Below are 18,658 nucleotides of genomic sequence, written 5' to 3'. Positions count from 1 at the left end.
TAACCGCACCGCGCCGGGGGTGTTTGCATTTGCGGGCGAACTATCCACGGATGGGGCTCAGCCAGCGGTCCGCCGTGACCGGATCCCAGTTCTTACGCTGGGCATAATCGCGCTCCTGATCGGGTTGTATGCCCCGTACGGTGAAGTAGCTGGATTCCGGATGGCTGTAGTACCAGCCGCTGACGCTTGAAGTAGGGTACATGGCGAAACTCTCCGTGAGTCGCATGCCGGTGGCCGCTTCCACATCGAGCAACTCCCACAGCTTGGCCTTTTCGGTATGCTCCGGACACGCCGGATAGCCGGGTGCCGGCCGGATGCCGCGGTACTGCTCCGCGATAAGGTCATCATTGGTCAGGGCTTCGTCACACGCGTAGCCCCAGTAGTCGCGCCGTACCCACTGGTGCAGGGCTTCGGCGAGTGCCTCGGCTAGGCGGTCGGCCAGCGCCTTCAGCATGATGGAACTGTAATCGTCATGGGCTTCCTCGAATCGGCGCAGGTGGTCTTCGATGCCGATGCCCGCCGTGACGGCGAAGGCACCGAGGTAGTCCTGCTTGCCGCTGCCGGCGGGAGCCACGTAATCGGTCAGGGCCTGGTTGGGTCGGCCGGCGGCCTTTTTGCTCTGCTGCCGGAGCTGATAGAGTTCATACTTCCGGTCTCCATTCTGCAACCGGATGGTATCGGTATCGACGTCGGCCTCGGCGGGGAAGAAGCCGAATACGGCCTTGGCCCGTAGCCACTTTTCGGCTACCAGGCGGTCCAGCATTTCCCGGGCTTCCCGGTACAGTTGGGAGGCCTGCTCACCCACCACCTCGTCGGTCAGGATGTCGGGGTATTTGCCGGCCAGTCCCCAGCTGGTGAAGAAGGGGGTCCAGTCGATAAATTCTACCAGGTCGCCAAGTGGCACATCGTCCAGCACCCGGGTGCCGGTGAAAGTGGGCGCCGGCGGCGTGTAATTTTCCCAGTCGAGCTTCAGGCCGTTGCGTCGGGCGGCTTCGATGGGTAGGTATTTCTTGTTGGATTGCTTGTTGGCCCGCTGTACGCGCACCCGCTCGTAATCGGCGGTAATGCTTTCCAGGTAGCGTTCCCGCCCGGCGTCCTCGGCATTGAGGAGCTCGCTCACCACGGTCACGGCGCGGCTGGCGTCGAGCACGTGCACGGTAGGTCCGCTGTAGACCGGCTCGACCTTCAGCGCGGTATGGGTCTTGCTGGTAGTGGCACCACCGATGAGGAGCGGGGTCTTCAAGCCGCGGCGTTCCATTTCGGTGGCCACGTTGACCATCTCGTCCAGGGAGGGCGTGATGAGCCCCGATAGTCCGATCACGTCAACCCCCAACCGCTCGGCTTCGTCGAGGATCTTGTTGGCCGGGACCATCACCCCGAGATCGTGGATCTGGTAGTTGTTGCAGGCCAGCACCACGCCCACGATGTTCTTGCCGATGTCGTGGACGTCGCCCTTCACCGTAGCCAGCAGCACACTGCCTTTGTGGTTGGGCCCGGCACCCGCGTCCCCGCCCAATTCCACCCGCTCGGCCTCGATGAAGGGCTGGAGGTAGGCAACCGACTGCTTCATGACCCGGGCGCTCTTGACCACCTGGGGCAGGAACATCTTGCCGGCGCCGAAGAGGTCGCCCACGACGTTCATGCCGTCCATGAGCGGGCCTTCGATGACGTGCAGGGGCCGGGGGTACTTCTGTCGCGCCTCCTCGGTATCTTCCAGGATGTACTCGGTAATGCCGCGCACCAAACTGTGGCGGAGGCGCTCCTCGACGGTGCTTTCCCGCCAGCCCAGGTCGCGCTGCACGGTGCGGCCGCCGACTTCTTTCAGCCCCTCGGCGAATTCCATGAGACGGTCGGTGGCGTCGTTGCGCCGGTTTAGGATGACGTCCTCGACCCGCTCGAGCAGGTCAGAAGGAATGTTTTCATACACCTCGATCAGGCCCGCGTTCACGATGCCCATATCCATGCCGGCGCGAATGGCGTGGTAGAGGAAGGCCGAGTGCATGGCCTCGCGCACCACGTCGTTGCCCCGGAAGGAGAAACTGACGTTGGAAACGCCGCCGCTCACCTTGGCGCCGGGACAGAGTTGCTTGATGCGGCGCGTGGCCTCGATGTAGTCTACCCCGTAGTTGTTGTGTTCCTCGATTCCTGTTGCGACCGCGAAGATATTGGGGTCGAAGATGATGTCCTGCGGGGGGAAATCCGCCTGTTCGGTCAGCAGCTTGTAGGCGCGCACGCAGATGTCTACCTTGCGGTCGATGGTATCGGCCTGACCGCGCTCGTCGAAGGCCATTACGACGGCGGCGGCCCCGTAGCGCTTGACCAGACGGGCCTGGCGGAGGAATTCCGCTTCGCCTTCCTTCATGCTGATGGAGTTGACGACGCATTTGCCCTGGACGCAGCGCAGGCCGGCCTCGATGACGTCCCATTTAGAGGAATCGATCATGACCGGCAGTTTGGCGATGTCGGGCTCCGCCATCAGTAAATTCAGGAATGTCTGCATGGCTTCCTGGCTGTCGAGCAGGCCCTCGTCCATGTTGACGTCGATGATCTGGGCGCCGCCCTCCACCTGGTCGCGGGCTACGTCTAGGGCAGCGGCGTAGTCCCCCTGCTTGATCAGGCGGGCAAATTTGCGGGAGCCGGTGACATTGGTGCGTTCCCCGACGTTCACGAAATTGGTTTCCTGGCGAATCTCCAGGGGTTCCAGTCCGCTCAGCCGGGTATTGGTCACCGGCTCGGGGAGTTGGCGCGGACGCAGGTCCCGTACCGCGTCGGCCATGGCCGCGATGTGCGCCGGGGTGGTGCCGCAGCAGCCGCCGATCATATTAACCAGGCCACTGGCGGCGAAGTCGCGGATGTATTCCCGCATCTCCTGGGCGTCCTGGTCGTACTCACCCATTTCGTTGGGCAGTCCGGCATTGGGGTAGGCGTGGACGAAGCATTCGGCGATCTTCGAAAGGGAAGCCAGGTGGGTCCGCATCTCCCGGGCCCCAAGGGCGCAGTTGAGTCCGACGCAGAGCGGTCGCGCGTGGGCCATGGAGATGTAGAAGGCCTCCACGGTTTGCCCGGAAAGGGTGCGGCCGCTGGCGTCGGTGATGGTACCGGAGATGATCACCGGCAGTTCGATGCCGCGGGTATCGCGCACCTCCTGCAGGGCAAAGAGGGCGGCCTTGGCGTTGAGGGTATCGAAGATCGTCTCGATTAGGATGCAGTCAACTCCGCCGTCGACCAGCCCCTCCATCTGGGTCTGGTAGGCCGCAGCCAGTTCCGCGAAGGTGATGGCCCGGTAACCGGGATCGTTGACGTCGGGGGAGATGCTCAGCGTCCGGTTGGTAGGCCCGACCGCGCCGGCGACGTAGCGGGGCTTGTCGGGCGTGGAATACGCGTCGGCGGCCTGGCGTGCCACTTCGGCGGCGGCCTTATTGAGCTCGTAGATGACGCCCTGGGTGCCGTAGTCTGCCTGGGCGATGCTGGTGCCGCTGAAGGTGTTGGTTTCGATGAGGTCGGCCCCCGCTTCCAGGTAAAGGCGGTGGATCTCCTCGATCACGTCGGGGCGCGTCAGGACCAACAGGTCGTGGTTGCCCTTCAGGTCGCTGGGGTGGTCCTCGAAGTGGCCGTTGCGGTAGTCGGCCTCCGTCAGTCCGTAGCCCTGGATCAGGCTGCCCATGGCGCCGTCGAGTACCAGGATGCGTTCAGCAAAGCGTTGGGAGAGGGAAGGTCGCGTCATAAGCTACAGGTAGGTTTCCCGGGGCCGGGATGGGGTATCGAAAGCAAGCGGCAAAGATATACAATCGCTCCCCGCGGATGGTTGGACCAGCAGGCCGCGCGGCAAGGGCAAAATCGGCTGAATACCGACGCCTCACTCCTCCTCATCCACCTGGGTAAGGTCGCGGTGCACGGCGATTGCCGCGTTCAGCTCAAAGCCGATAATCAGGATCAGGGCATTGAGTTGCAGCCAGAGCATCACGATGATGATGGTGGCGATGGAGCCGTAGAATTTGGTGTAGGTATCGTAGCGGTTGAATCCGTCGATGTAGAAACTGAAGGCTACCGAGGTGGCCAGGCTCAGGATGGTGGCCAGCGTGACGCCGGGGCTCACGTAGCTGAAGCGCTTGATGGTGGCCGCCCCGTAGCGGTACAGGGTGCCGATGATGATGTAGTAGAGGGCGAGCATGGTCGTCCAGCGCACGGCATTGATCAGGAAGCGCGTGAACCCACCCATGGAGGTGTAGTAGTCGATCCAGCCAATGATGCTGTCGCCGAGGATGACCAGCACCACGCTCGCGATGATGAAGATGCCCACCAGGAACGTCAGTCCGACGGCCACCATGCGCTTGCGCAGGAAGCCCCGCTGCCGGAACACCTTGACGTAGCTTTTCTCGAAGGCCTGCATAAGGGACAGCATGCCGTTGCTCGAAAAGAAGATCGCCAGCAAGAAACCAAAACTCAGCAGGCCCACCTTCGGCGAGTTGGTTATTTCCTGCACGAAACCGAAGACGATGTCGCCGGCCTGTCCGGGCATCACCCGCTTAATCTCCTCATATAGGGTCATGTTGAAGTTCTCCAGCGCCGGGAACCAGATCGTGAGGAAATCGAGGGCGAAAGGTACCAGAGTGAACAGCGTCAGGATGGAGGGGAACAACGACAGAAAGATGCTGAAGGCTACGCTGTTGGCGCGGGTGAAGAGGTCGTCGCGTGTAGCCTCGTTGATCACGAACACCACCACGTCGTACAGCGGCACCCCGTGAAAACCGATGAAGCTGTTTTCCTTGGCATACTTCTTTACGCCGATCACCACCGGGTGCTCGGTAAAGAACCGCTTGAAAGCCGACGTGTCAATTTTTTTCTTGCTCAAAATGGGGTCGTATGACCTGCAGAAGGTACTCGGGAGCGGATACCGTTCGCTCGGTCTTTACATCGACGAAACACAATTTTATGGAGCCCCCGTTCACCAATTTACCCTTTTCATTGTGTATCTCGAAGTGGAAGGTAATCGTGCGGTCCGGAACCTGACGCAGCGTGGTGGTGATGGTGAGCACCTCATCGTACCGCGCCGGCCGGATGAAGCGCTGGTTCATGCTCATGACCGGCATCATGATGCCGTAGTCGCCCTCCAGTTCGGCGTAGCTCCGGCCTACGTCGCGCAGCATCTCTACCCGGCCGATCTCGTACAGGAGCGCGTAGTGGCCGTGGTAGAGGTACCCCATCTGGTCGGTTTCTGCGTAACGGACGCGGTGGGTGGTCTGGGTGGTAATCATATGCAAGGCAGTTTTCGGTCCGCCGCTGTCGAGCGGGGCGGGGTGCAAGGTAACCGACGTACCAGCAATGCGGTGAAGGCAGACGCTCCGGCGCGGGCGTACGTATAGGGCTGCGCGCCCTTCGCGCCCCACCGGACCGCGTGGGTCGAAAGTTGGGCGCCACGATTTGTGTTATCTTGGCTGGGGTGCGACCTTCACCGTATGAAAAGTAAAACCACCGCCGGAATATTCGCCCTGGTCTTCGGCGGACTGGGCGTACATCGCTTCTACCTCGGACAGAAGGGGCTGGGCATCCTCTACCTCTTATTCGTCTGGACCTTCATCCCCACCATCATTGCCATGATCGACGGGATCGTGTTCCTCACCCAGGACGAAGACAAGTTCAACCGCAAGTACAACACCGAATACTGGGCGATGCAACAGCAGCAGCAACAGCAGCAGCACCATTACCACCATTACCGGCAGCCGCCCCCGCAGTACAATTACGCCGACACCCCGAATAACCCCCCGCCCCGGCCCGCCTACGCCGAGGAAGCGGCGACCCCCAAAAAGGATCCCTTCCAGATCAGTGCCGACCGCAAGTACGCCGACTACGACTTCACCGGAGCCATCCAGGACTACCGCCGCTCCCTCAACGTGGATCCGCGACAGGCCGACGTGCACTTCAAACTGGCCTGCCTGTACTCCATCCACGAAGACACCGATACCTCCCTCTACCACCTGAGCCAGGCGCTGGAACACGGTTATTTCGACTTCGATGAGATGGAAAAGCACGACCACCTCGCCTACCTGCGCTCCACCCCGGAGTTCCTCGCCTTCAAGTCGAACGGCTACCGCATCCCCGCCAGCACGCCGGAGTCCGCCGAACCGGAATCCGCCCAACCCGCCGATACCCTGGAGTTGAGCGACGACCTCATCACCCGCATCGAACGCCTGGCCAAGCTTAAGGAAGACGGCATACTTTCCGAAGACGCCTTCAAGCGGGAGAAAGCCAAAATTCTGCGCTCCTAGCCGCAATACGCTGCACCCGCGACCCCGCCCATGGCCACCGAACCCCTGCTCCTGCTCGCTATTCTCTGCGGTAGCGTGGTGTTCTCCGAGTGGCTGGCCCGCCACACCTTCCTGCGCCACCTGGGCACCGCCCTTGTAGTGATCATCGTGGTGGCGGTATGGGCCAATCTCGGCCTCATCCCTTCCGCTTCCCAGGGCTCGGAGGTGTATACGGGCGTATTTCGTTACCTGGCGCCGCTGTCGATCTTCTACTTGCTGCTCGACGTAAACCTTGCCAGTATCCGGCGGGCGGGCGCACCCATGCTGGGCATGTTTTTGCTGGGCAGTCTGGCCACCGCGGCGGGCGTACTCACGGGCATGTACGTGATCGACGGGCCCACTCACTTTGGCGAGTTTTACCCGGCCATCAGCGGCATGTTCACCGGCACCTACACCGGCGGCAGCATCAATTACAACGCCATTGCCATCCACTACGACATGATGCGTGAGGGGGTCCTCTACGCGGGTATGACGGCGGTCGACAACATCATCACCGCCGTTTGGATGGTCGTAACCCTGGCCGTACCGATGCTTTTGCGGCGCGGACGCGGGTCCCGTATCGATCCCAAAGCCGCGGCCGCCTCCGGGGAGCGGGAGCGGGAATCGGTGAGCGTACTGTCGCTCGGTATCCTGCTGGGGATCGGTTTTCTGGCGCTGGCGACCGCGGACTGGCTGGCCGCGTGGTTTGCCGCAGTGGGCTACAGCGTTCCTTCCATTCTGATCCTGACGACGATTGCCCTGCTGCTGGCTCAGGTGCCGCGGATGCACCGTCTGGCCGGGGGGCAGGTCCTGGGGCTCTTTTTCGTTTACCTCTTTCTGGCGGTGATCGGGGCTTTCTGCGAGCTGGCGGCCCTCGGACAGATTGGCGATCTGGCCTGGCGCCTCCTGGCCCTGGTCACGATGACGGTGCTCGTCCACGGCGCCATCGTGTTCGCCGGTGCTTTCCTCTTCAAGATCGACGCCGACGTGGCGGCCGTAGCCTCGCAGGCCAATATCGGTGGATCATCCTCCGCCCTGGCCCTGGCCAAGAGCCTGGACCGTATGGACCTCTACCTGCCCGGCATTCTGGTGGGTGCCCTCGGCAACGGTTTGGGCACCTATCTGGGCTTCCTGGTTGCCGGAATGGCCAGTTAGATAAGGTGAATGCCGCGTACTACAAGAGGGTCCAGACCTTGGCCAGCAGCAGCACTACGATCATGAAGGGTATCAGGTACCGGAACTGAAAACTGAGCCGGTTGCGGTCTTGTACCGTTACGGGGTTCCGCCCGTACTGCAGCTCATCGAAGAAAGCCGGCAGCCCCCATACCTTCAGCAGGAAAACGCAGAGTAGCAGTTCACCCACCATTAGCGAGATGCTGCCGAACCACTCCAGCAGGAAATTGAAGTAGCCCAGACCGGGGTCGCCCATGGCGGCGAAATTGGTGAGCCACTCCGGGCCGTCGGGGGAGCAGGAAATCACCACGGGCACGGCCAGCGCGAAGACCAGCAACCCGATGACCGGGCCACCCCGGCTCCGGCTCCACCCGTAGCGCTCGGTGAGGGTACGCAGGGCGGGCTCGAACAGGGAAACCGCCGAGGTGAGGATGGCTACTCCCAGCAGGAAGAAGAACAGCAGGCCCACCCACTGGGCGGCGTCGCCGTAGGTTTTGAAGATTTCCACGAGGTTAATGAAGACGAGCGGCGGACCGCCGTAGATGTCGCCCTCCACTCCACCGAGCAAGGGTACGACCAACACGGCACCCAGCACGGCCACCGCCGTATCGAGGTGTACGATCTGGGGAGCGGCTCGCAGGACGTCGGTATCCCGATCCGCGTGGGCGGCGAAAGTGAGCATGCCCACCGCGCCAAGGCCCAGACTGAAGAAGGCCTGTCCGAGGGCGTGCAAGATGCCCAGTTCCCGGTTGGCGTTGGGCACGAACAGACCGTGCCAGTCGAACTTCAGCAGATTGCCGTAGTCCACCGCATCGGGCCGCAGCAGGGGCAGGGACACAATGAGAAAGATCAGCAGAATACCCAGCAACGGCATGGCCAGTTTCCCCAGCCGCTCGATGCCCGCGTACAGTTCCCGGCTGCAGACGAGCGAGACCAGAGCGGTAAACAGTCCCGTGAACAGGAGGGCCCGCGGGATATCGGCGATGGCCGCCCCGAAGGCCGGCGCGGCGGGCGTAGCGGCCAGGGTGGCGTAGTCGGCCAGGTATTTCCAGACGTACTCCAGGGTCCAGCCGGCCAGTACCAGGTAGAAGGAGGCTACCATGATGCCGGTGAAGATGCCCAGCCAGGCCACCCACTTCCATTGCCGGGCGGCCCCCGGCCATTCGAATGCCGCAACGGCGTCGGTGCCCTGCCGCTTGCCCATGGCATTCTCCAGTACCATCAGGGGGATGCCCATCAGCAGGGTGAAGGCTACGAAGGCCAGGATGTAGGCGCTGCCGCCGAAGTAGTGGACCCGGTACGGGAAGATGACCAGGTTGGCCACTCCGATCGCGGCACCGGCCGAGGCGAGAACGTGGCCGACCCGGCTGAAGCGAATGGACATGGGCGCAAGATAAGTTAGGCGGCTTCGACTGCGGCCGGCGACAGGCGCCGCGACCCTACCGCCAACAGCAACAGCGCAAGACCTCCGCACAGAGCCATCATCCCCGCCATTGGCAAGGCCGTTTCGTTCTGCAACACCCCCACCAGCGCGGAGGCCAGGGCACCCACCGCCATTTGCAGCGACCCCATCAACGCCGAAGCACTGCCCGCCGTATGGCGCATGGTATCCAGCGAAAGCGCAGAAGCATTGGGGAAGATGAACCCAAGGCAAAACAGGTAACAAAAGATCAATCCGGTAGTGAAGTACAGATTACCGAAGCCCAGGCCTACGTCGGCCAACAACAGCAGGGCCACGGAAAACTGGCCGACCAGCGCGAGAAAGACGATGCGTTCACTGGAGCGCAACTTCAGGATCCGGCTGTTTAATTGGGTAGCCGCGATCAGGCCCGCGGCAATGACGGCAAATACGATTCCGTACTCCTGCTCACTGATACCGAAGAGTTCGAGATAGAGGTGCGGTGAACCACTGATGTAGGCGTACAGTCCGGCGGAGGAGAACGCACCGGTCATGGCGTAGAGGATAAAGTGGGGGTCGGTGAGAATGGACAGGTAGTTTCTGCCCACCGCGCTCGGCCGCAGGGAATACTGTCGGTTCTTCCGCTCGTATCCCGCCAGCAGGACATAGGCACCGGTGAGGACGAGCAGGGCCAGCAGGGTCAGCAAGCCAAAAACGTATCTCCACCCAAAGGCCGCGGCGATGACACCGCCGAGGGTAGGAGCGATGATTGGCGAAACGGCGATCACCATCATCAGCAGGGAAAAGACCCGGGCCATTTCCCGGGTATCGAAGAGGTCACGCACGATGGCGCGGGAGGCCACCAGGCCGCCGCAGGCACCCAGGGCCTGAAAAAAGCGAAAGACGATGAGGGCCTCCACCGAAGTCGACAGGGCACAAGCCACCGAGCTCAACGCATAGATCAGCAGGCCGATGTACATCGGTCGCTTGCGGCCGAAGCGCTCCAGCAGGGGTCCGTAAATCAGTTGACCGACGGCGAGTCCGACGAAAAAACTCGACAGCGAGAGCGAAATGCGGCTGATGTCGGTACCCAGGTCGTCAGCTATGCCGCCGAAGGCCGGCAGGTACATGTCGATCGACAGGGGCCCGATCGTGGTCAGGGAGCCCAGAATGAGGATCAGCAGGGTCCGGCTTTGCAGAGGATCTTTCACGGCGTTTTGGGGTAGGGGGGTAAGCGAAAGGAAATACAGCTCAGGTGGTCACGCCGTCCTTGACCCGGGGCATTACTTCCTGTCCGATGAGCTCAATGGCGCGCAGACGTTGTTCATGGCTGAGTTCGGCACTGTCCATCTGGAAGGTGAGGCGGTCAATACCCCCGAGGGCCTCGGAGTGACGCAGGATCTTTTCCGCTACCTCTTCGGGACCGCCGACGAGCAAGGCACCCAGTGGACCGCGCTGGGCATCGAAGTGGGGCCGGCTCTGGGGTCGCCACCCCCTTTCCCGACCGATTTTATTCATCGTGCGGGTATGGCCGGGGTAGAAATCCTCCACGGCCCGTTCGGTAGTTTCGGCTACGTATCCGAGGGAGTGCAGGCCGACGCGCATGCCGGCGGGGTCGTGACCGGCCTCGTGCCAGGCTTCGCGGTACAGATCCACCAGCGGGCGGAAGCGGTGGGTCTCCCCGCCGATCACCGCCACCATCAGCGGCAGGCCCAGCGTGCCGGCGCGGGCAAAGGAGGCGGGGGTACCACCGACACCAAGCCAGATGGGAAAGAGATCCTGGCTGGGCCTGGGATACACCGGTTGATCGTTGAGGGCGGGACGGAAGCGACCCGACCAGGTGACCCGTTTGTTGTCTCGGATCTTTAGCAGCAGGTCGAGCTTCTCGGTGAACAGCTCATCGTAGTGGGCCAGGTCATAGCCAAACAGGGGGAAGGCGTCAATAAAGGAGCCCCGGCCGACGGTCATCTCCGTGCGGCCTTTGGAGATCAGATCGAGGGTAGCAAAGGCCTGGAATACCCGCACGGGATCGGCGGCGCTGAGTACGGTGACGGCGCTGGTAAGTTTGATGCGCTCGGTGCGGGCGGCGGCGGCGGCCAGGATGGTCACCGGAGAGGAATCGAAGTAATCCGGCCGGTGGTGCTCACCCATGCCGAAGACGTCGATGCCCATCCGGTCGGCGTGCACCATCCGGTCAAGCAGTTCGGCCATGGAGCGTTCGGCGTGCCGGGCTTCTCCGGTGGCTTCGTCGAGGACGGCCGAGCCAAAACTGTCAAAACCAATTTCCATGCGGCGTTATTTCGTGTACCAACCGGTAAAAGCGGGCAGAGTTTCCCGGAATGAAAAAAGCCCGGAACGCAGGGCGTTCCGGGCTGTCGTTCCAATGGTGGGCGGAGGCTATTCTTCCTCGTTACCCGCTTTGGTCTCCTTGGTTTCCTTGGTTGCGGCGGCGGCAGTGGTAGCGGCGGCAGCTTCTTTGGTTCCGGTGGTTTCGGTCTTGGCGTTGTTGCTGCTTCCACCACGACGGCGGCGGCTGCGGCGGGTACGACCTTTTGACTTGTCGGCGTCCTTGTTGTAGACATCGTTGAAGTCGACGAACTCGATCATGGCGGTTTCGGCACCGTCGCCAAGACGGAAGCCGGTCTTGATGACGCGCAGGTAACCACCCGGGCGATCCGCGACCTTATCGGCTACGGTGCTGAACAGCTCGTTGACCGCATCTTTGTTCTGCAGGTAGCTGAACACGGTGCGCCGGTTGTGGGTGTCGTTACTCTTGGCCTTGGTGATCAGGGGCTCGGCGAAGGTGCGCAGGGCCTTGGCCTTGGCCAGGGTGGTGTTGATCCGCTTGTGGGTGATCAACGCGATGGTAAGGTTGCGGAGCAGGGCCTTACGGTGGGCGCTCTTGCGACCCAAATGGTTAAACTTCTTACCGTGACGCATGTCAGGAAAATTTGCCGACAACACTCACCTCACGCTCATGTGCGGATCGGGCAACCGCGAGGGGGAGGGGTAATTGTCGTTGTGTTTTATGAATAAAACTGCATCCTTGCGGATGACCCGGGGAGGAGGTAGTGCTTTAGTCTTCTGGTTCTTCAGGCGGGTAGTCTAAAGAACCAGAAGACTAAAGCACTAAAAACCTCCTCCTTACTCTTCGTCCAGCTTGTACTTGCTCAGGTCCATGCCGAAGGTCAGCCCTTTCTCGACCAGAAGCTCCTCGATTTCTACGAGGGATTTCTTGCCGAAGTTGCGGAACTTGAGCAGTTCGTGCGTGTCGTAGCGGACCAGTTCGCCGAGGCTGTTGATCTTGGCTGCCTTGAGGCAGTTGTAGGCACGTACGGAGAGGTCGAGGTCTTCGAGGCTCGTCTTGAGCAGCTTGCGCATGTGCAGGATGTGCTCGTCAACGATCGTCTCCTCACGGGTGCCGGTGCTCTGGAACTCGATGGGCTCGTCGGTGATCAGCATAAGGTGCTGGATCAGGATACGGGCGGCTTCGCGGACGGCATCCTCGGGGTGGATAGTACCGTCGGTTTTGACTTCGAGGATCAGGTTCTCGTAGTCGGTGCGCTGTCCTACACGGGTAGACTCCACGCGGTAGGCTACGTTCTTGATGGGGGTGTAGATCGCGTCTACGGGAATGACGCCGATGGGGGCGTTCTTGGGCAGGTTGTCGTCTGCGGGGATGTAGCCGTAACCCTTGGTGACCGTCAGTTCGACCTCGAGGTTAACGAAAGGCTCCATGGTACAGAGCACCAGCTCGGGGTTCATCACCTTGAACATGTTGGTGTGCTCGTCGATGTCGGCCGCGGTGAACTGCTCTTTGCCGCTGATGGTGAGGTAGATCTTCTCCTCTTCCATATCCTCGTTCTCAATGACCTGCTTGAGGCGGATCTGCTTGAGGTTGAGGATGATCTCGACTACGTCTTCCACAACGCCGCGGATGGTACCGAACTCGTGGTCGACGCCAGCGATACGCACGGCGGAAATGGCAAAGCCCTCGAGGCTGCTGAGCAGCACCCGACGCAGGGAGTTACCGATGGTCTGGCCGAACCCGGGTTCCAGGGGCTTAAATTCGAAGTTGCCGTGGAAGTCGTCCGACTTCTGCATCGTGATCTTGTCCGGCTTCTGGAAATTTAGGATACTGCTCATACGTTATTATCTGACTTAGAGTGCATTATGGCCGCGGGGAAGCGGAGCAACAACACCAGGACTATAAAAATTAGTTTGCCCCAACCGGTGCGTGACCGAATCAGGGCGAAGAGGGGTGGCCAAAGCCCGGTGGTGGTTACGGCCACCCCTGTCCAAAAATTACTTCGAGTAAAGTTCGACGATCAACTGGGTGTTGATCTTCTCCGGAATGTTCTCGCGCTCGGGGTAGTCGAGGAAAGTACCTTCCATCTTCTCGGGGTTGAAGGAAAGCCAGCCGTGGCTGCGGACGTCGCTCTTACCGTTCATGGTATCACGAATGACGTCGAGGCCCTGCGACTTGCCACGTACCGAGACTACGTCACCGGGACGGATCTGGGTCGAGGGTATATTGTTGAGGCGGCCGTTAACCATGATGTGCCGGTGGGAGACCAACTGGCGGGCGGCGCGACGGGTGGGGGCGAGGCCGAGGCGGAAAACGATGTTGTCCAGGCGGGCCTCCAGAAATTGCAGCAACAACTCACCGGTAATGCCCCGCGAAGCGGCGGCTTTCTCGAACAGGTTGTGGAACTGGCGCTCGAGTACTCCGTAGGTGTACTTGGCTTTCTGCTTCTCCGTAAGCTGGAGCTTGTAGTCGGAGGGTTGACGGCGACGGCCGCGGCTGTTGCCGTGCTGACCGGGCTTGTATTTCTTGCGTTCGAAGGCGCGGCTGTACCCGAAAATGGGTTCGCCTAACGCACGGGCTTTTTTAGCCTTGGGACCAGTATATCTAGCCATAGTGACGTATTGTCTTTAGTTGTTGCTGAATATCTCCTCCGGGACGGGAGATGGGATAGCGTCTTGCCTTCACCGCGGCGGGAAAGGCAAGCCCGGATAACGCGCCGGGTGATTAGACGCGGCGGCGCTTGGGAGGACGACAGCCGTTGTGGGGCATCGGGGTTACGTCCTTGATCTTGGATACGCGGATACCGGCACCGTCGATGGCGCGGATGGCGGCTTCCCGACCGCTGCCGGGGCCCTTCACGTATACTTCCACCACGCGCAGGCCGGCCTCGTAGGCTACCCGGGCGGCGTTACCAGACGCCACCTGAGCGGCGTAAGGGGTGCTTTTCTTGCTGCCGCGGAATTTCTCCTTACCGGCACTGCCCCAGCTGATGACGTCACCCTGCTTGTTGGTGATCGAAATGATGATATTGTTGAAGGTAGCCTGGATGTAGGCCAGTCCTTCGTTATCAACTTTTACTTTCCGCTTTTTGGCAACGCGGCCGCTTGCCTGTCTCTTAGCCATTACTTAGTCGCTTTTTTCTTGTTCGCTACGGTCTTCCGCTTGCCCTTGCGGGTACGGGCGTTGGTCTGGGTACGCTGGCCGCGAAGCGGCAGGCCCTTCCGGTGGCGGAGGCCCCGGTAACAGCCGATGTCCATCAAACGCTTAATGTTGGTCTGTACTTCCGTACGCAGATCACCTTCAACCTTGTACTCATTGGTAATGAGGTTGGAGATGGTACGAATGTCTTCGTCCGACCAGTCCTGCACCTTGGTGCTGTGGTCTACACCGGCGCGGTCGAGGATCTCTCCGGCGCGGGTGCTGCCTACGCCGAAGACGTAGGTCAGGCTGACGATGCCGCGCTTGTTACGCGGCAGATCTACTCCTGCAATTCTTGCCATAGTAACTCTAGCTTAGCTTATCCCTGACGTTGCTTGAACTTGGGGTTCTTCTTGTTAATGATGTAAACTTTGCCCTTGCGCCGGACGATCTTGCAATCGGACGAACGCTTCTTGACGGAGGGTCTGACTTTCATAGTAAAAGAGATTTACGACCAGCGGCAGTGCAGCGGGTTTATTTGTACCGGTAAGTGATGCGCCCGCGACTCAGATCGTAAGGACTCATCTCCACCGCTACCTTGTCTCCAGGGAGGATCTTGATGTAATGCATCCGCATCTTCCCGGAGATCGTCGCCTTGATTTCGTGGTCGTTTTCCAGCCGCACGCGGAACATTGCGTTCGAGAGGGCCTCTTCAATCACGCCATCCTGCTTGATCAGGTCTTTTTTGGACATGTTTTAAATTTCGGAGGGCAAAGGTAAGATTATTTTCTTACCCGCCCAAATGGTTTGCTAAGCTATTTTCATATAGTAAAGGCCTGGAAGATGGAAAGGGTTGACCACTACGGAAGTAGCGGGCACCTTACTGCACCGCTTAAGTCCCAATCCGCCTGGGGCTGACCCGACTTCAGACCACCGCTGCGGGCTGGTAGACCGCCACGAGTTCCTCGTCGAGGTTGTCGACGTACTTCAGATTGGGGTTGTTCCGGATGGCCTCCTCGATGGGGCGGTGATCGCTCATCAGATCGGCGGGGGCACCGTCGGCACTGATCGCAATGGAGTGCTCATAGTGGGCCGCGGGGCTGCCGTCGATGGTGACGATCGTCCAGCCGTCTTCCCGGCTCACCACGTTGCGCTTGCCCAGGGTGATCATGGGCTCGATGGCGATGATCAATCCGGCCTTCAGCAGGGGCCCGCGGCCGCGCTTGCCAAAGTTGGGTACGTCGGGGGCCTCGTGCAGGCTGCGGCCGAGACCGTGTCCTACCAGTTCGCGCACCGCACCGTAGCCCGATTCTCGCTCCGTGTAGTGCTGCACGGCGTGGCTGATGTCGCCAACGCGCTTGCCGGCGCGGGCCGCGTCGATGCCCAGGTAAAGGCTGTGCTTGGTGCGCCGGCAGAGCTCCATGATCTCCTCGGCCACATCGCCCACGCAGAAGGTGTAGGCCGCGTCGCCATAAAATTCATTGACTACGGTGCCGCAGTCGATCGACAGGATATCGCCATCCTGAAACACCTGCTCCTTGGTGGGCAGGCCATGGACCACTTCCTCGTTGCGTGATACCAGCAGGGTCGAGGGGCAACCGTAGAGCCCCTTGAAGCCGGGAACGGCACCGTGGTCGCGGATGTATTCCTCGGCGAAAGTGTCGATTTCCTGGCCCGTCAGTCCGGGGCGTAGCATCTTGCCCACCTCGGTGAGGGTCTGGCACACCAACAGGCAGGCGGCACGACTGCGCTCGATCTCCTCGGGCGTCTTGTAAATCATTTTTCGGCCATTCCTGCCCATAGTAGTAGGTTGCGTTCGGAGGTTGTTAACGCTGAGGGGGTAGAGTGGTTGAATTTGCCATCCGCTTTAGTTCCGGAGGGGTAGCCACCGGACCCGGCATCTCTCGCGCCATACACCGGCACCCGCGACCGCGCCCCCGGACTGTAACGACCATTCGTATGGTGGGATAATGCAAGCAACGCGACCGCCATAAGTCTGCCGTCCTCTCATTTACCTGCCGAGGGAGCTTCACCTTTGGTCCTTTGCCGTACCTTCGCGGCCATGGCGAAAGTTGTTGCGATTGCGAACCAAAAGGGCGGGGTAGGGAAGACCACCACGACCATAAACCTGGGGGCCTCACTGGCCATCCTGGAGCGCAAGGTGCTCATCGTCGATGCCGATCCCCAGGCCAACGCCACCAGCGGCGTGGGCATCCCGGCCGAGGAGGTGGAAGCCAGCATCTACGACGTGATGATCAACAACCTCGACGTCAACGAGGTGATCTACGAAACGGAAACGCCCAACCTCCATATAGTGCCCTCCAGCATCAACCTGGTCGGCGCCGAGGTAGAACTCATCAACCGCTTCCGCCGCGAAGACGTGATGAAGAACAACATCATCGAACCGCTGCGCTCGTACTACGACTACATCCTGATCGACTGTCTGCCGAGCCTCGGACTCCTCACCATCAACGCCCTTACGGCGGCCGATTCGGTGCTCATCCCGGTGCAGTGCGAATACTTTGCCCTGGAAGGCCTCAACAAACTGCAGAATACCATCAAGCTGGTGCAGCAACAGCTCAACCCCCGCCTCGAGCTGGAGGGCATCCTGCTGAGCATGTACGACCAGCGACTGCGCCTGGCCAACATGGTGGTCGACCGCGTACGCGAAGCCTTCGCCGACGAGGCCTTCAAGACGATCATCCACCGCAACGCGCGCATCAGCGAAGCGCCCAATATGCACCTGCCCGTAGTGATGATCAACGCCGGCAGCCGGGGCGCGAAAAACTTTCTGTCCCTGGCCGAAGAGTTTCTGCTGAAAAACGGTGAACGCATCTCCCGGTGAGCAGAAAGAAACGACGTAAGGCCAAACCCACCCCCGCAACCGCCCCGCCCGCCGAGCCCATGGTCTCCAGCCGGTGGCGCTTCTTCACGTGGATGTCGGCCTTTTTCTTCCTGGCCGCCCTGGTGGTACGCCTCGACGTGATCACGGCCTGGCCGGGCGGGGAAGGTTACGCCCTGGCCCTGTCGCTTGACGCCGGCTGGAGCGATTACCTGCCCGCCGCCGTCAATCGTGCCCTGATGCCTCTCGGAGCGGCGGTCAACGACAATCCAGACGCCCCCTTCCTCTTCCCGCGACTGCTGTCGGCATTCTGGCTGGTGCTGGCCGCCTTTTTCACTTACCGCTGGACGGGCCGCCTCTTCGGCAAGACGGTTGCCTCTCTTGCGCTGCTCTGCGCCGGGGCCTCCTTTTTCCTCCCCTTCTTCGGGAAGGTGGCCACCGCCGACACCTTGGCCCTGCTGGGGCATTCCGGCATGCTTTGGTCGGTGCTGCTCTACGGACTGGCCAACGATAAAAAGAAGATGCTGCCCTTTGCCGTCTTCGCCCTGCTCGGGGCCATTGCCGCCCCCATTTCCACCCTCCTGCTGTCATTGATGCTGGTGGTGCTGGCGGTTTTTCAGCGTACCGACTACAACTGGCAGACCCCCGCCGCCGTAGCCGTCGGCATCAGCTGCGTAGTGCTGGCCCTGCAGGGCCCCCAAGGGGCGAGCACCTACTGGTATTACGGACAGGAAGACAGCCGCGTGCTCGACCTGCTGTTTTACGGACTGCTCGGCATGCTTCCACTGGCGGGCTGGGTGGTGGCCGGCTTCCGCGACCTGGTCTTCAAGGGGCGGCAGTTCGAGCAGTTTTCCCTGCTGATCATCATGGCCCTGGTGGTCACCCTGCTGGCGCAGTCGCTGCTCTTCATGTACCTGGTGGCCCTGGTGGCCGGCAAGCAGATGCAACTGTACTTCCAGGAGCCCAACTACCCCTGGAAAGACTGGGTCAAGTCGGTCTCGGTCCTCCACCTCGTGCTGGCTTTCGGGGCGGCCTTTCTGCTGCTGGCGGGCGGCGGCGTGGCCTTTCCCGGGGCGGGCTTCCGGGCGGCGTTGGGTATGGCCGGCGCGTACTGGATCTTCAGTCTGCTGGCGGTGCTGGGTATTTTCGGCGACCGGCGCGACTTTGCCATCGGCGGTTCCGTCCTCTCGGGCTTGTTGACGGTGATGTTCTTTTGGGTGCAGGTCTACCCCTACCTGGAGGTGGAGCGTTCCTGGCCGGACAATTTATTGGAGGCGGGGGCCGTGACGCCTTCCACGCTACAGTGGCCCGATGAGGCCGACGAGAGTGAGCTGAGCACGGCGCTTCCCTACTTCCGGCGGGCGGGCTGGGAGCTTGTGCCGGAGGGCGGTGACTATCAGTTGATCCACTACCTCGCAAGCGATTCCACGGCTCAGGCGGGCGGCGGCGCGCAGGTGCCGGGGCGAGCCATCGTACGCCAGCGCGTGTTTGGTCTCCAGCCGCGATAGCCGCGG

18 protein-coding genes are annotated in these 18,658 nt (G+C 61.2%); 4 read left to right on the top strand and 14 right to left on the bottom strand.

Features of this window, described 5'->3' with window-relative positions; all coding sequences use genetic code 11:
• Window positions 1-40 precede the first annotated feature (40 nt).
• The 3 genes from metH to E4021_RS07720 form a co-directional block, all read right to left on the bottom strand.
• Complete coding sequence (gene metH / locus E4021_RS07730) at window positions 41-3,724, bottom strand: methionine synthase (protein ID WP_136458039.1); 3,684 nt, start codon at window positions 3,722-3,724, stop codon at window positions 41-43.
• Between the two features lie 132 nt (window positions 3,725-3,856).
• Entirely contained in the window at window positions 3,857-4,852 is a 996-nt protein-coding gene (locus E4021_RS07725; protein WP_136458037.1) for a YihY/virulence factor BrkB family protein, read from the bottom strand.
• On the bottom strand, window positions 4,833-5,255 hold the full coding sequence (locus tag E4021_RS07720) for an acyl-CoA thioesterase (protein WP_136458035.1): 423 nt from the start codon (window positions 5,253-5,255) through the stop codon (window positions 4,833-4,835). Before E4021_RS07720 ends, E4021_RS07725 begins: the two co-directional genes overlap by 20 nt.
• Before the next feature lie 201 nt (window positions 5,256-5,456).
• Here E4021_RS07720 and E4021_RS07715 point away from each other — a divergent pair, with 201 nt between their 5' ends.
• Window positions 5,457-6,266, top strand: coding sequence for an NINE protein (locus E4021_RS07715; RefSeq protein ID WP_136458033.1), 810 nt, complete (start codon window positions 5,457-5,459; stop codon window positions 6,264-6,266).
• 30 nt (window positions 6,267-6,296) lie between these two features.
• The gene (locus E4021_RS07710; protein WP_136458031.1) at window positions 6,297-7,439 is read left to right on the top strand and encodes a DUF819 family protein; all 1,143 of its coding nucleotides are present in this window, start codon (window positions 6,297-6,299) and stop codon (window positions 7,437-7,439) included.
• A gap of 19 nt (window positions 7,440-7,458) precedes the next feature.
• On the opposite strand, the gene E4021_RS07705 is transcribed toward E4021_RS07710, so the two are convergent.
• From E4021_RS07705 to map, 11 genes are all read right to left on the bottom strand, one after another.
• Complete coding sequence (locus E4021_RS07705; RefSeq protein WP_136458029.1) at window positions 7,459-8,841, bottom strand: sodium-dependent transporter; 1,383 nt, start codon at window positions 8,839-8,841, stop codon at window positions 7,459-7,461.
• Window positions 8,842-8,855: 14 nt separating this feature from the next.
• The gene (locus tag E4021_RS07700) at window positions 8,856-10,067 is read right to left on the bottom strand and encodes a multidrug effflux MFS transporter (protein ID WP_211096988.1); all 1,212 of its coding nucleotides are present in this window, start codon (window positions 10,065-10,067) and stop codon (window positions 8,856-8,858) included.
• Window positions 10,068-10,107: 40 nt separating this feature from the next.
• Window positions 10,108-11,145 (bottom strand): LLM class flavin-dependent oxidoreductase, encoded by a 1,038-nt coding sequence (locus tag E4021_RS07695; protein WP_136458027.1) that lies wholly within the window; start codon window positions 11,143-11,145, stop codon window positions 10,108-10,110.
• Between the two features lie 108 nt (window positions 11,146-11,253).
• Window positions 11,254-11,796: a 50S ribosomal protein L17 gene (gene rplQ / locus E4021_RS18555; protein WP_136458025.1), complete on the bottom strand. Its 543-nt coding sequence runs from the start codon at window positions 11,794-11,796 to the stop codon at window positions 11,254-11,256.
• 204 nt (window positions 11,797-12,000) lie between these two features.
• Window positions 12,001-13,002, bottom strand: a complete 1,002-nt coding sequence (locus E4021_RS07685; protein ID WP_136458023.1) for a DNA-directed RNA polymerase subunit alpha — start codon at window positions 13,000-13,002, stop codon at window positions 12,001-12,003.
• 159 nt (window positions 13,003-13,161) lie between these two features.
• The gene (gene rpsD, locus E4021_RS07680) at window positions 13,162-13,776 is read right to left on the bottom strand and encodes a 30S ribosomal protein S4 (protein WP_136458021.1); all 615 of its coding nucleotides are present in this window, start codon (window positions 13,774-13,776) and stop codon (window positions 13,162-13,164) included.
• A gap of 112 nt (window positions 13,777-13,888) precedes the next feature.
• Complete coding sequence (rpsK, locus tag E4021_RS07675; RefSeq protein WP_136458019.1) at window positions 13,889-14,287, bottom strand: 30S ribosomal protein S11; 399 nt, start codon at window positions 14,285-14,287, stop codon at window positions 13,889-13,891.
• Window positions 14,287-14,664 (bottom strand): 30S ribosomal protein S13, encoded by a 378-nt coding sequence (rpsM, locus tag E4021_RS07670; RefSeq protein WP_136458017.1) that lies wholly within the window; start codon window positions 14,662-14,664, stop codon window positions 14,287-14,289. Before rpsM ends, rpsK begins: the two co-directional genes overlap by 1 nt.
• Before the next feature lie 17 nt (window positions 14,665-14,681).
• A complete protein-coding gene (rpmJ, locus tag E4021_RS07665) occupies window positions 14,682-14,798 on the bottom strand; it encodes a 50S ribosomal protein L36 (RefSeq protein WP_136458015.1) in 117 nt (38 codons plus the stop codon).
• 38 nt (window positions 14,799-14,836) lie between these two features.
• Window positions 14,837-15,055, bottom strand: coding sequence for a translation initiation factor IF-1 (infA, locus tag E4021_RS07660; RefSeq protein ID WP_099105792.1), 219 nt, complete (start codon window positions 15,053-15,055; stop codon window positions 14,837-14,839).
• A gap of 172 nt (window positions 15,056-15,227) precedes the next feature.
• Window positions 15,228-16,103: a type I methionyl aminopeptidase gene (gene map / locus E4021_RS07655; protein ID WP_211096987.1), complete on the bottom strand. Its 876-nt coding sequence runs from the start codon at window positions 16,101-16,103 to the stop codon at window positions 15,228-15,230.
• 261 nt (window positions 16,104-16,364) lie between these two features.
• Between map and E4021_RS07650 the strand changes: the two genes are divergently transcribed.
• A complete protein-coding gene (locus E4021_RS07650) occupies window positions 16,365-17,147 on the top strand; it encodes a ParA family protein (RefSeq protein WP_136458011.1) in 783 nt (260 codons plus the stop codon).
• Window positions 17,144-18,652: a hypothetical protein gene (locus E4021_RS07645; RefSeq protein WP_136458009.1), complete on the top strand. Its 1,509-nt coding sequence runs from the start codon at window positions 17,144-17,146 to the stop codon at window positions 18,650-18,652. The genes E4021_RS07650 and E4021_RS07645 overlap by 4 nt, the downstream gene beginning before the upstream one ends.
• Window positions 18,653-18,658 lie beyond the last annotated feature (6 nt).

Origin of the sequence: Neolewinella litorea (assembly GCF_004803465.1) — a bacterium.
Lineage (GTDB): Bacteria > Bacteroidota > Bacteroidia > Chitinophagales > Saprospiraceae > Neolewinella > Neolewinella litorea.
This window is presented reverse-complemented; position numbering and strand designations above follow the sequence as displayed.

Bases quoted from the DNA above. Each gene is read 5' to 3' on its own strand.
- E4021_RS07650 (WP_136458011.1), top strand. From the start codon at position 16,365: ATGGCGAAAGTTGTTGCGATTGCGAACCAAAAGGGCGGGGTAGGGAAG.
- E4021_RS07715 (WP_136458033.1), top strand. From the start codon at position 5,457: ATGAAAAGTAAAACCACCGCCGGAATATTCGCCCTGGTCTTCGGCGGA.
- rpsM (WP_136458017.1), bottom strand. From the start codon at position 14,664: ATGGCAAGAATTGCAGGAGTAGATCTGCCGCGTAACAAGCGCGGCATC.
- rpsK (WP_136458019.1), bottom strand. From the start codon at position 14,287: ATGGCTAAGAGACAGGCAAGCGGCCGCGTTGCCAAAAAGCGGAAAGTA.
- E4021_RS07710 (WP_136458031.1), top strand. From the start codon at position 6,297: ATGGCCACCGAACCCCTGCTCCTGCTCGCTATTCTCTGCGGTAGCGTG.
- map (WP_211096987.1), bottom strand. From the start codon at position 16,103: ATGGGCAGGAATGGCCGAAAAATGATTTACAAGACGCCCGAGGAGATC.
- E4021_RS07695 (WP_136458027.1), bottom strand. From the start codon at position 11,145: ATGGAAATTGGTTTTGACAGTTTTGGCTCGGCCGTCCTCGACGAAGCC.
- metH (WP_136458039.1), bottom strand. From the start codon at position 3,724: ATGACGCGACCTTCCCTCTCCCAACGCTTTGCTGAACGCATCCTGGTA.
- E4021_RS07685 (WP_136458023.1), bottom strand. From the start codon at position 13,002: ATGAGCAGTATCCTAAATTTCCAGAAGCCGGACAAGATCACGATGCAG.
- E4021_RS07705 (WP_136458029.1), bottom strand. From the start codon at position 8,841: ATGTCCATTCGCTTCAGCCGGGTCGGCCACGTTCTCGCCTCGGCCGGT.
- rplQ (WP_136458025.1), bottom strand. From the start codon at position 11,796: ATGCGTCACGGTAAGAAGTTTAACCATTTGGGTCGCAAGAGCGCCCAC.
- infA (WP_099105792.1), bottom strand. From the start codon at position 15,055: ATGTCCAAAAAAGACCTGATCAAGCAGGATGGCGTGATTGAAGAGGCC.
- E4021_RS07720 (WP_136458035.1), bottom strand. From the start codon at position 5,255: ATGATTACCACCCAGACCACCCACCGCGTCCGTTACGCAGAAACCGAC.
- rpmJ (WP_136458015.1), bottom strand. From the start codon at position 14,798: ATGAAAGTCAGACCCTCCGTCAAGAAGCGTTCGTCCGATTGCAAGATC.
- rpsD (WP_136458021.1), bottom strand. From the start codon at position 13,776: ATGGCTAGATATACTGGTCCCAAGGCTAAAAAAGCCCGTGCGTTAGGC.